Raw genomic sequence first — 10,989 nt, 5'->3', positions numbered from 1 at the left:
GGAGCGGACGGATCAGGCCTCGGGACTGGGCTTGAACCGGGACAGCAGGCGGGACAGCGGAACGGTCTCGTTGGTCACGAGCGGCCGCGCCCAGGCGCTCACGCTCAGGATGTAGAGGAGCGTGAGGAAGACGGTGGACATGGCGGCGCGCAGGCCGATGGCGTCGCCCAGCAGGCCGACCAGCAGCGGCACGACCGCGCCGCCGAGGATGCCGGTGCAGAGCACGCCGGAGAACGCGCCGTGGTGGTGGGGCACGGAGTTGAGGCCGAGCGAGAACACCACCGAGAACATCACGGACAGGAAGAAGCCCGAGGCCGGGAAGGCGAGCTGCGCGACGTGCGCGGAGCCGAACAGCGCGAGCGCCACGCTGCCGATCGCCAGCACGGTGAAGCCGGCCAGCACGACGCGGGAGTCGAGCAGTTTCAGCAGGCCGAGGCCCAGCAGGCAGCCCAGCGACATCAGGCCCCAGAAGCCCGCGACCGCGTCGGCGCCGTCGCCGGTGGCGGAGATGCCGTGGTAGGTCTGGAGGAACTGCGACATCCAGTTCGCCAACGTCTGCTCGGTGCCGACGTAGGCCATGATGCCGAGGAAGAACAGGCGGACGTCGCGGCGCGCGAGCAGCTCGCGATAGGCGGACCAGCCGCCGGCGCGCTCGTCGTCCTTGAGCTGGACTTCAGGCAGCGGCAGCGTCTGGTTGGCGACGATCAGCGCGATGAAGCCGACGACGAAGATCCAGTAGAACGGCACCCACGCGAGTCCCTTGGCCGCATCGGGACGTTCCATCAGCAGCTGGAAGGCCATCGGGCTGAGGAACGACGCCAGGCCGAAGACGAGCTGCCCCATCACCGAGAAGAAGGCGAAGTGCGGCTCGCCGCCGGCGGTGCGCATCAGCGGGTTGATCACGACCTGCAGCAGGGCCATGCCCAGGCCGATCACGAACAGCCCGCCGACGGCGGTCATGTAGCTCGGCCACAGCGCGATCGCCAGCGAGCCGATCCCGTTCAGCAGGAAGGCCGTGAGGATGGTGAAGCGCGAGCCCTTGCGTTCCACCAGCAGGCCGCCGGGGATGGACACCAGCCCGTAGGCGAGGAAGAACGAGAACGGCAGGAAGCCCGCCAGGCCCAGGCTCAGGTGGAAGTCCTGGATGATGATCGGCATCAGCGGGCCGATCAGGTTGGTGACGAAGGAGATCACGAACCAGATGACCAGGATGTAGCCGACGATCAAGGCGCGGTGCTTCATGGCGGCTCCTCAGGCGGGGACGTTGGAGGGAAGGCAGTCGGCGAACTCGCCGGCTCGGATGGTCCTGCGCGGGAAGCGCGGCAGGATGGCCCCGGCGGTGCGGCAGCCCGCGGCCAGGCCTTCGGCAAGATCGCCGCCGCGGATGCGCGCGGCGAGGTAGCCGGCGTTGAATGCGTCGCCGGCGCCGATGGTGTCGAAGATGTCGGCGGGCTCGGTGAGGTGCTGGACGCGCCCTCCCGCTTCCAAGCCCAGCGCGCCGCGCGCGCCGACCTTCACGATCAGGCTCGCGCCGGGCTTCAGCGCGCGGCCGATCAGGGCCAGCGCGTCGTCGAGGTGTTCGGTGCCCGCGATGCTCTGCGCCTCCAGCTCATTGATGAGCAGGTGATCGCAGTGCGGCAGCCAGCTCATCACCTCCTCCCGGTTCCAGCCTTCCGGCGGCCAGCCGGTGTCCAGCGCGACGCGGTAGCCGCGGCGTCCGGCTTCGGCCATCAGCGCGGCGTAGCGGGGGCGCAGGTCGGTGAGCAGGAAGGGCGCGGTGAAGAGCGCGATGGCCGGCGCCTCGGTCGGCGCGTCGGCCGGCTGCAGATGCTTGAGCACATGCTCGGCCGACAGCCGCTGCAGGTGTCCGTGCGTGGTGAAGAAGTTGCGCTCGCCGCAGGTGTGCATCAGGCCCACCGAGATGGTGGTCTCGATGTCGCAGATCTCGAGGTCGGTCTCGATGCCGGCGAACTGCTCCGCCAGCCATTGGCCGAAGTGGTCGTTGCCGACTGCGGAGATCAGGTGCGCGCGCTGTCCGATGTGACGCGCGGCCAGCGCCGCGTTGGCGCCGGAGCCGCCCGGGCGCAGCTCGCTGCGGGGCATCAGGAGTTCGGTGCCGAGTTGCGGCCAGCCGGTCAGGCTGCCCAGCACGAGGTCGACGCCGACGTCGCCGACGATGCTGAGCGGGGAATGGGAAAGAGGTCGTGCCGTGTCCATGGGCGCCGACTGTAGGAGCACTCAGAACACAGCGTCAATAATTAAATCCATTGGATTTAAGTAATCAAGGGATTCCCCCAGGTGGCTTTACCCTCACTCCGTCTCGCCCGTCCGACGGTCCATCCGGACTACCCACGCCGAGGTATGGACGCCCGATGGCCCAGCAGCTCGGCCACGTCGGCCTCGCCGCGGCGGTCCTGCTGCAGCGTCTCCAGGCGCGGCGACAGCATCTCGTAGATCGGCAGCACGGCGGCACCGAGGATGGAGCTGTCGTCCTGGCGGTCCGACAGCAGCAGCCGGGTCTCCGCCGTCGCGACGCCTCCACGCACCGAGCGGTGCCACGGCTGCGCGAGCGCGACCAGGTGCTCCACCAGCACCTTGGGCGCCGAGCCGCCGATGACGATCGAGTGCGGGTCCAGCATGTTCTCGATCATGCAGACCGCGTCGCGCAGCCGGTCCGCCGCCTGGCGGCACCACTGGTGCAGCGCCTTGTCCTTCGGGTCCTTCAGGCGCTGGGACAGGTCCAGCGACCAGACGTCGTGGTCGGAGACCTTCAAGGCCTCGGCCAGCGAGTGCATGGAGACGTAGCGCTCCAGGCAGCCGCGGTTGCCGCAATAGCACGGCGTGCCGCCCGGGACGATGGGCACGTGGCCGATCTCGGTGGCGTTGCCGTTCGAGCCGGGATACGCGGCGCGGCCGATGACCAGCGCGCCGCCCAGGCCCAGCCCGAGGTGCAGATAGAAGAAGTTGTCCAGGTTGCGGGCCACGCCGAAGAGCGTCTCGCCCAGGGCGCCGGCAACGCTGTCGATCCGGTAAAAAACGGAAAGCCCCGTGACTTCGCCGAGCTCGTCCAGCACGGACAGGTCGTTCCAGCCTTCGAGCGCCGTCGGCCCGACGAAGCTGATGTCGGTGTGGCCCAGCGGTCCCGGCAGCGCGACGCCGATGCCCCACAGCGGCTCGGTCGATTCGCGGCGCAGCTGCGCGACCAGCTGCAGCATCGCGGCGAGCATCTGGCGGCGGTCGCTGGTGTCCATGTCGACCTCGCAGCGGCTGCGGATCTCGCCGACCAGGTTCACCAGCGCCGCCGAGGCGCGGCCCGGCTCCAGGCTGATCCCGATCGCGTTGCCCGCCTGCGGGTTGAGTTCGAAGGCGATGGGCGGCTGGCCGCGCGACTTGTCGACCTTCTGCCGCCTGGACACGATCAGGCCGATCGCTTCGAGGTCGTTGGTGATGTTGGCCACCGTCTGGGGGCTCAGCGACACCTTGTCGGCGATGTCCTTGCGCGACGCCGCGCCCTGCTGGCGGATGAAGTCCAGCACCACACGGCGGTTGTAGGGCGCGCTGGACTGTTGGGTGGCCCCTCGACTGGTGGTTCTCATGCTGGCGGCTGGTCCTTCGGGTATCCCCCATTCTGACGCAGCTTCACGACGGCATCACGGGGTCCGCTGACAAATCAATTTACACATCCAGTGGTTTTATTTATTGCATCGATGAAATCTTCCGCCTACATTCGCCGCCCATGGGCTGCAGCGACCCACGCCCCCGAGCGCAGGACCGGCTTGGTGAGAGTGGTGGGCAGCGGCTCTCGGGAACCCATTCCCGTGGCGCAGGCCACGCCCCCCTACCCCCGTGTCTTTCGGAGGCAACCACCATGCAATCTCGTACCCCCAGCGTCCGCCGCATCGGCGTGCAAGCGGCGCTCACCGTCCTGGCCCTCGTCTGCGGCTCGTCCCTGACCGGCGTCGCGATCGCGGCCGGCAAGACCAAGGCGCCGAACGCCAGCGGCCAACCCAGCGTCTACGTGCAGGACGGCTGGTTCTACACCAACACCTTCACGGCGACCGGCCAGCCGCTGGTGACGGCCACCAAGGCCGCCGCGGCGGCCGGCGTCATTCCCGTGGGCGACTCGCGCGTCTACGGCAACGTCTTCGACAAGGGCCGCAAGCTGACGGTCAACCAGTGGCAGGCCGTGCTCAGCATGGATGCCTATCCGGAGAACGGCACCACCAACTATCAAGACCCGGAACCCTGGCGCTACTGCGAGGTCGACTACGAGCACAACGAAGGCATCTCCGACTACCGCGGCGACACCTTCGGCCCGGTCGGCGTGACCACGGTCGGCGACTTCCCGGACTACTTCAAGAACGCCTACGCGCCCTACGTGCTGGGCAAGACCGGTGCGACCAACACCGACATGAAGAACTGGGGCGTCCAGGTCACCGGCATCGCGGCGGCGGACATGAAGGCGGACGACTCGCGCCTGGACCCGTATCCGAACCTGTCCCGGACCAACTCGAAGAAGAAGGCGGCGCTGACCAAGATCTGCCAGGCGCTGCAGTCGGACTTCGACAACCGCCAGGCGCAGTACGTGATGAGTCACTATGCCCACATCGACAGCGACAAGCTGCTGCCGGTGCTGGACGCGCTGAAGAAGATCGGCTTCACCAGCTTCAGCCAGTACAACCTGGTCGGCCTGGCCTTCCAGGTGCAGGTGAACACGGGCTCGATCGGCAGCATCTCGGCGTTCACGCAGGTGAAGAACGCGGGCAACTGCGCCAGCATGTCCAACGAGACCTGCTTCGCCACCTACCTGACGGACCAGTACATTCGCTGGCTCTCGTCGTCCAGCCTGGGCGACGACAAGGGCAACTGCTGGCGCGCCAGCATGGCGCTGGACATCTACAAGCAGGACCCGACGATGGGCAACGTCGGCGTGGTGAACAGCGTCATCAACAGCAAGTACCCGAACAACTCCGGCAAGTGCCCGAGCTCGGGCGTGAAGTGGTCCAAGAACATGGCCTGGAACTGATCGCATGAAGACCGACGTCACCGCCCGCGCGGCGCATTCCCCACGACGCTCCGCGCTCGCGGTGGCCGCGGTCTTCGCGGTCGCGGCGGTCCTCGGGACCGCCGCCATGGCCTCGCACGCGGCAACGGACGAACGCAAGACGACGGTCTCCGTCGCCTTGCCGACGGATCCGTTGCTGGTGCAACTGAATCAGGTGGCGCTGGAACGCGCCGGCCCCAAGCGCGCGGTCGTCGAATCGACCGGCGCAGCGAAATCGGGCCGCTACCGTGTGCTCTCGGGCGGCAAGACAGTCGCCGAGGGAGATCTCAAACCGCTGCCGGGATTCTCCGCCTGGGGCTCGGGCAAGCGCTACTTCGAGGCGGACTTCTCAGCGGTGCAGACGCCGGGCGTCTACCGCGTCGAGGCGACGCTGGACGGCAAGCGCGTGACCTCCGCACCGGTCCGGGTGCGTGAACAGGCGCTGTTCGCGACGACGGCGGACAAGCTGCTCGACTACTTCCATCGCAGTCGCCATACCGGCAAGGGCGACCGGCGCATCCGCATCTTCGAGACCGATCGTTTCGTCGACGTGCACGGCGGCTGGAAGGACGCCGGCGGCGACACGGGCAAGTACCTGTCGCACCTCGGCTACGCGAATTTCTTCAACCCGCAGCAGACGTCGATGGCGGCCTGGGCGCTGGCTTTCACGGCGGACTCTTCAGCCGACCTGTACCGCCGCGCGGGGCTGCTCAAGCGCGCCCAGGACGAAGCGTTCTGGGGCGCGGACTACCTGCATCGCATCCTCGACGCCGAGGGCTACTTCTACACGACGGTCTTCGACAAGTGGGGGGCGGAAGGCGCCGAGCGCATGGTCGTCGGCTACGAGGGCGACGACGGGCGCTACACGACGCTCTACCGCTCGGCCTACCGCGCGGGCGGCGGCATGGCGATCGCCGCGCTGGCGCGGGCGTCGATGTTGGCGAAGCAGTCGGGACGGCATGGCAGCGTCGACGGGAAGACCTACCTCGCCGATGCGATCAAGGGCTTCGACCATCTGCAGCAGTTCAACGCGCAGTACACGGCGAACGGCGTCGAGAACATCATCGACGACTACACCGCGCTGATGGCCGCGGTGGAGCTGTTCAGCGCGACGAAGGAGGCGCGTTTCCTTGACGCGGCGCGGACGCGCGCGGACAGCCTGATGCAGCGACAGGCCGCGGACGGCGGCTTCATCAGCGACGGTGGTTCGCGTCCCTACTATCACGCGGTCGAGGCGGGCCTGCCGGTGTTGAGCCTCGGCTACTACCTCGACATCGAGACCGACGACGCGCGTCGTGCGCGCGCCGGCACGGTGATCAAGGCGGCGCTCCAGCACGAGGTCGACATCACGCGGCGCGTCTCCAATCCGTTCGGCTACGCGCGGCAATCCTTCCAGCTCGCGAAGGACGGCAAGGCGGACGGTCCGGTGCTGGAAGGCTTCTTCATTCCGCACAAGAACGAGACCGGCTATTGGTGGCAGGGTGAGAGTGCGCGCCTGCTGTCGCTGAGCACCGCAGTGGCGGTGGCAGGCCGCAAGGTGTCCCCTGCCCTGCCGGCCGACTGGGCCGCGTATGCGCAGGACCAGGTGGATTGGACACTGGGCAAGAACCCCTACGGCATCTCGATGCTCTACGGCTTCGGCAAGCGCAATCCGCCGACGGTGGCGTCCAGCGCCGGCGACATGTTCGCGGGCGGCATCTCCAACGGCATCACCGGCGCGGTCGGCAGCGACACCGGCGAGGGCATCGCCTTCGGACCCGGCCCGGACGACGAGCAATGGCGCTGGGTGGAGCAGTGGATCCCGCACTCGACGTGGATGCTGCTGGCGGCGACGTCGATGGCGCGCTGAGTCGAGCCTTTCGCGTAGCTCAAGGCATTCTTATTCGCTCTCTTGCGGGAGAAAGCAAGAAAGCTTCAGCACGTCCACCGCCGCTGGCCCTCACCCCCACCCTCTCCCGCAGCGCGGGAGAGGGGGCCACCCCAGTGCTCCTGCCCCGAATGCCTCGGTGCATTCTCACTCCCTCTCCCGCTTGCGGGAGAGGGCGGGGGTGAGGGCCAGCGGACTCGGCAGTCAATGAACTCCCCCATGCTGGTGAGGTTCAAGAGCGTCGCTCCAACGCAAACTCGTCCGCCATGGACGACGTCGAGCTTCCCCACCCTGGTCGGAAACGCGCTTCCCGGTCGCTCAGGCGATTCAGCACCGACGCCGAGCGCGCGCTATGGTGCCGCCTGCGAGATCGACGGCTCGCGGGCTGCAAGTTCAGGCGCCAACATCCCATCGGACCGTACTTCGCGGACTTCGCCTGCGTTGAAGCGGGCCTCGTCATCGAGCTCGATGGGGGACAGCACGGCTGCCCTGGCAATGCTGACTACGATGCTCGCCGCACAGCCGACATGCGTGCCCATGGGTTTCATGTCCTGCGATTCACTAACCGCGAGGCGCTCCTGCAGCTCGACGATGTGATGGCAGTCATCCTGCGATTGCTGTCTGTTCGTTCGTAACGCTGCTAGCCCTCACCCCTGCCCTCTCCCGCAAGCGGGAGAGGGAGTCACCCCAGTGCTCCTGCCCCGAATGCCTCGGTGCATTCCCACCCCGCCCGCTTGCGGAGGAGGGAGCCACTCCAGTGCTCCTGCCCCGAATGCCTCGGTGCATTCTCACTCCCTCTCCCGCTCGCGGGAGAGGGCGGGGGTGAGGGCCAGCGGACTCGGCAGTCAACAAGCCTTTGCCTGAATCAACGCAGATGACGCACGAGGAACTCCGCAGTCCGGTCCAGCGCCAGACGCGCACTCGCGAGTTCCTGCGTATTGAGCTGGAACACGTGATGCAGGCCTTGCCAGACCTGCAACTCGACGTCGGTGCCGGCGGCTTCGGCGGCGCGGGCCATGCGGATCGCGTCATCGCGCAGGACCTCGTCGCTGCCGACCTGGATCAGCGTGGGCGGCAGTCGCAGGTCGGGCTCGAACAGCGGCGAGGCGCGCGGATCGTCCGCCGGCGTCGCGCCGAGATACGCCGCCGCCGAAGCCCTCAGGTAGTCGACCGCCAGCAGCGGATCGACGACCGCCGGATCGCGGGCGCTCTCGCCGCTCAGGCTCAGATCGGTCCACGGCGAGAAGGTCGCGATGGCCGCCACCGGCAGGCCGCGCCGCCGCGCCTCCAGCACCGTCGCGAAGCTCAGGCCGCCGCCGGCGGAATCGCCGACGACCGCGACGGACTCGAAACGTTCTGTCAGTGCGGCCAGCGCCGACACCGCCAGATCGCGCGCCGTCGGCCACTGCGCCTCCGGCGCCAGCGGGTACTCCAGCGCGAAAGCCGGCACACCCGAGCGCGCCACGATCTGGCTGACGAAGCCGGCGTACGGCCCCGCGTGGCCAAGGCCGTAGCCGCCGCCATGCAGGAAGAGGATCGCGCGTCCGGCGCGCGTCGCGGCCGCATCGGCGGGCTCGCACCACCAGCCGGGGGCCGGCGCGTCGAACACCTGGCTCGTCGTCACGCCCGGCGCCATCGGCGTCGCGCCGATGAAGCGGTCATAGACCTCGCGCGGCGTGCCCGGTGTGGTGGACCAGAAGCGGCTGAACTGCGCGCGCAGTTCGCGCGAGGCGGCCACGTCGGCCGCCATCAGAGGGATCGTTTCCGTGCTCATGCCGGTGCTCCCAGGCTGCGGCCGGCAAGGTGCCAGGCCATCATCATCGTGGTGATGTTGGGCGGTGCGCTGGGGACCAGCGGCATGATCGACGCGTCGATCACGAACAGCCCGTCGATGCCGAACACGCGGCCGCCGCCGTCGACGACACCGTCGCCCGGCCGCCCCATGCGGCAGGTGGAAGTGGGATGCGCGTACCCGTCGAGGTTGCGTGCGATCGCAGGGGCGAGGTCGTCGCCGTCGGACACGTCCGCGCCCGGCGCCATCTCCGCATGGACCAGGTCCGCGAACGGCGGCTGGCGGCCGATGGCGCGGGAGATCCGCACCGCCTCCAGCATCCGCGAACGATCGCGCCCGGTGCCGAGGAAGTTGTAGCGGATGCGCGGCGCCGATCGCGGATCGCGGTCGACGATCTCCAGGCTGCCGCGCGCCTCCGGCTGCGTCAGTGCCACGGCCAGCACGATCGCGCCGCCGGTCGGGCTGAGCGCCGGATCGAACAGGTGCGTGGCGGAGACGTGCAGGTCCAGATCGCCGGCTTCCGCTTCCGACGACGCGGCCCACAGGATCGCGCCCGCCGCCGGATGCATGCCGGCCGCCTCCGGCGTCAACGCGTAGACGTTGTAATAGAACGGATGCTCCTGCAGGCCCTCGCCGACGGGAAGATCGGCCACCAGCGGCACGCCGAGCCGCGAGAGCACCGCCGCCGGTCCCACGCCGGAGCGCATCAGGATCGCCGGGCTGCCGAAGGCACCCGCGCTGAGGATCACCTCGTTCGCGCGCCAGGTCTTGCCATCGGCATCAACGACGCCCACGGCGCGGCCGTCCTCGATGAGCACCTTGTCGATCTCGACGCCGCCGTGGATCGTCAGGTTGGGCCGCGCACGCACGGCCTCGTCCAGGAAGGCGATGCCCGTGTTGATGCGACGCCCGGAGATGACGTTGAGCGGATACGGCGACACGCCGGCCTGGTCGCCGCCGTTGAAGTCGTCCACGCGGGCGAAGCCCAGGTTCGCGGTGGCGTCGACGAAGGCGTTCAGCGCCGGCGTCAACTCGTCGGGACGACGATGACGGATCGGCAGCGGGCCGCTGCGGCCGCGGAAGTCGTCCTCGCCGTCGGGCGTGTTCTCGATGGCCTTGAAGGCGGCGAGCACCTCCTCCCAGTCCCAGCCCTCGACGCCGAGCGCGCGCCACTTCGCGAAGTCCTCGGGCCGCGAGCGCATCGCCACCGCCGCGTTGACCGCGGAGCAGCCGCCTATCGTCTTGCCGCGCGGCGCGCGGATGCTGCGCCCGTCGATACCGGTCTCCGCCGTGTAGCCCCAGTCGTGACCGTCGGGGCCGCCGGCCGTGTCCGCATCGGCCAGGTCGCGCGGGAAGACGTTGGGGCGGTAGGCCTGCCCGGCTTCGAGCAGCAGAACCCGTCGCGACGGGTCCGCGCTCAGCCGGTGGGCGAGCACGGCGCCGGCCGAGCCCCCGCCGACGATGAGGGTGTCGTAGGCGGCGGTCATTGCTTCAGCGCTCCGGCGACCTGGCCCATCAGCACGGCGAAGGGCATGTCCAGCGCGGCGTAGACCTCCAGCGCCTTCGGATCGGCGTTGTCGGCCATGATCTCGACCATCAGCGTCGCGTAGTCGGAGACCTCGATGCCCAGGGCCGTCAGGCGGGCGACACCGGCCTCGCGCTTGGCGGCCGAGAAGGTGCCGCAGGCGTCGATGGCGACGATCGGCTGGAAGCCTTCTTCCTGCGCGGAGATCGCCGGCAGCGAGGCGCAGACCTCGAAGGACAGCCCCGCGATGATCAGGTGGTCGCGGCCGGTGGCCTTGACCGCGTCGACGAAGGGCGCGAAGTCCCAGGCGTTGACGGTGGAGCGGTCCATGATCTCGCCGCCGCCCAGCGCGTCCTTCAGCTCAGGCGCCGTCGGGCCCCACATGCTGTCGCGGGCGGTGGTGATCGCCACCACCGGCAGGCCCAGCACCTTCGCCGCCTTGGCCAGGCCGACGACGTTGTGCTTGAGCTCGCTGACGGTCATGTCGCGGACGCCGGTGAGCAGGCCCACCTGATGGTCGATCAGCAGGACGGCGGTGTTGTCGCGATTCATGCGGGTGCGCTTGGTCTTCATGGTGGTTCCTTGAGGGTTGAAGGACTCCGGATCGGTCGCCGCTCGGGGACGTCCCCGGGTGGATCCCGAGGGGCCTGGCGCTGTGCTGCCGGAGTGAACTCATTCCATCCGACGGCCCCCGGTGGATCAACGGGGCTGCGTTGAATCGACCTTCCAACGGGTCGGAAGAAGCGCGCGGATCCGGCGCT

At 68.9% G+C, this 10,989-nt stretch carries 9 protein-coding genes; 3 read left to right on the top strand and 6 right to left on the bottom strand.

Annotated features, from left to right (window positions below; translation table 11 throughout):
* Nucleotides 1-12: 12 nt before the first annotated feature.
* From ACQZ13_RS04485 to ACQZ13_RS04475, 3 genes are all read right to left on the bottom strand, one after another.
* Nucleotides 13-1,242, bottom strand: a complete 1,230-nt coding sequence (locus tag ACQZ13_RS04485) for an MFS transporter (protein WP_431050032.1) — start codon at nucleotides 1,240-1,242, stop codon at nucleotides 13-15.
* A gap of 9 nt (nucleotides 1,243-1,251) precedes the next feature.
* Nucleotides 1,252-2,217 carry a carbohydrate kinase family protein gene (locus tag ACQZ13_RS04480; RefSeq protein WP_431050031.1) on the bottom strand — a complete coding sequence of 322 codons (966 nt, stop codon included), beginning with the start codon at nucleotides 2,215-2,217 and terminating at the stop codon, nucleotides 1,252-1,254.
* Nucleotides 2,218-2,345: 128 nt separating this feature from the next.
* On the bottom strand, nucleotides 2,346-3,596 hold the full coding sequence (locus tag ACQZ13_RS04475) for an ROK family protein (protein WP_431050030.1): 1,251 nt from the start codon (nucleotides 3,594-3,596) through the stop codon (nucleotides 2,346-2,348).
* A 272-nt stretch (nucleotides 3,597-3,868) separates the two neighbouring features.
* On the opposite strand from ACQZ13_RS04475, the gene ACQZ13_RS04470 reads away from it, so the two are divergent.
* From ACQZ13_RS04470 to ACQZ13_RS04460, 3 genes are all read left to right on the top strand, one after another.
* Nucleotides 3,869-5,026 carry a hypothetical protein gene (locus ACQZ13_RS04470; RefSeq protein ID WP_431050029.1) on the top strand — a complete coding sequence of 386 codons (1,158 nt, stop codon included), beginning with the start codon at nucleotides 3,869-3,871 and terminating at the stop codon, nucleotides 5,024-5,026.
* A 4-nt stretch (nucleotides 5,027-5,030) separates the two neighbouring features.
* The gene (locus ACQZ13_RS04465; protein WP_431050028.1) at nucleotides 5,031-6,893 is read left to right on the top strand and encodes a glycoside hydrolase family 9 protein; all 1,863 of its coding nucleotides are present in this window, start codon (nucleotides 5,031-5,033) and stop codon (nucleotides 6,891-6,893) included.
* Nucleotides 6,894-7,177: 284 nt separating this feature from the next.
* The gene (locus ACQZ13_RS04460) at nucleotides 7,178-7,546 is read left to right on the top strand and encodes an endonuclease domain-containing protein (RefSeq protein ID WP_431050027.1); all 369 of its coding nucleotides are present in this window, start codon (nucleotides 7,178-7,180) and stop codon (nucleotides 7,544-7,546) included.
* Between the two features lie 230 nt (nucleotides 7,547-7,776).
* Here ACQZ13_RS04460 and ACQZ13_RS04455 read toward each other — a convergent pair whose 3' ends face one another.
* The 3 genes from ACQZ13_RS04455 to ACQZ13_RS04445 are packed head-to-tail and all read right to left on the bottom strand — an operon-like array spanning nucleotide 7,777 to nucleotide 10,801.
* Nucleotides 7,777-8,685, bottom strand: a complete 909-nt coding sequence (locus ACQZ13_RS04455; RefSeq protein ID WP_431050026.1) for an alpha/beta hydrolase — start codon at nucleotides 8,683-8,685, stop codon at nucleotides 7,777-7,779.
* Complete coding sequence (locus tag ACQZ13_RS04450) at nucleotides 8,682-10,190, bottom strand: GMC family oxidoreductase (RefSeq protein ID WP_431050025.1); 1,509 nt, start codon at nucleotides 10,188-10,190, stop codon at nucleotides 8,682-8,684. Before ACQZ13_RS04450 ends, ACQZ13_RS04455 begins: the two co-directional genes overlap by 4 nt.
* The gene (locus ACQZ13_RS04445; protein ID WP_431050023.1) at nucleotides 10,187-10,801 is read right to left on the bottom strand and encodes an isochorismatase family protein; all 615 of its coding nucleotides are present in this window, start codon (nucleotides 10,799-10,801) and stop codon (nucleotides 10,187-10,189) included. The genes ACQZ13_RS04450 and ACQZ13_RS04445 overlap by 4 nt, the downstream gene beginning before the upstream one ends.
* Nucleotides 10,802-10,989 lie beyond the last annotated feature (188 nt).

Origin of the sequence: Roseateles sp. L2-2, from assembly GCF_050613215.1 — a bacterium.
Lineage (GTDB): Bacteria > Pseudomonadota > Gammaproteobacteria > Burkholderiales > Burkholderiaceae_C > Roseateles > Roseateles noduli.
Note: the sequence above shows the minus strand (reverse complement) of the source record. Positions and strands in the feature narration are given on the sequence as shown.

Coding starts and splice junctions, on each gene's coding strand:
- ACQZ13_RS04485 (WP_431050032.1), bottom strand. CDS start 1,242: ATGAAGCACCGCGCCTTGATCGTCGGCTACATCCTGGTCATCTGGTTC.
- ACQZ13_RS04480 (WP_431050031.1), bottom strand. CDS start 2,217: ATGGACACGGCACGACCTCTTTCCCATTCCCCGCTCAGCATCGTCGGC.
- ACQZ13_RS04475 (WP_431050030.1), bottom strand. CDS start 3,596: ATGAGAACCACCAGTCGAGGGGCCACCCAACAGTCCAGCGCGCCCTAC.
- ACQZ13_RS04470 (WP_431050029.1), top strand. CDS start 3,869: ATGCAATCTCGTACCCCCAGCGTCCGCCGCATCGGCGTGCAAGCGGCG.
- ACQZ13_RS04465 (WP_431050028.1), top strand. CDS start 5,031: ATGAAGACCGACGTCACCGCCCGCGCGGCGCATTCCCCACGACGCTCC.
- ACQZ13_RS04460 (WP_431050027.1), top strand. CDS start 7,178: ATGGACGACGTCGAGCTTCCCCACCCTGGTCGGAAACGCGCTTCCCGG.
- ACQZ13_RS04455 (WP_431050026.1), bottom strand. CDS start 8,685: ATGAGCACGGAAACGATCCCTCTGATGGCGGCCGACGTGGCCGCCTCG.
- ACQZ13_RS04450 (WP_431050025.1), bottom strand. CDS start 10,190: ATGACCGCCGCCTACGACACCCTCATCGTCGGCGGGGGCTCGGCCGGC.
- ACQZ13_RS04445 (WP_431050023.1), bottom strand. CDS start 10,801: ATGAAGACCAAGCGCACCCGCATGAATCGCGACAACACCGCCGTCCTG.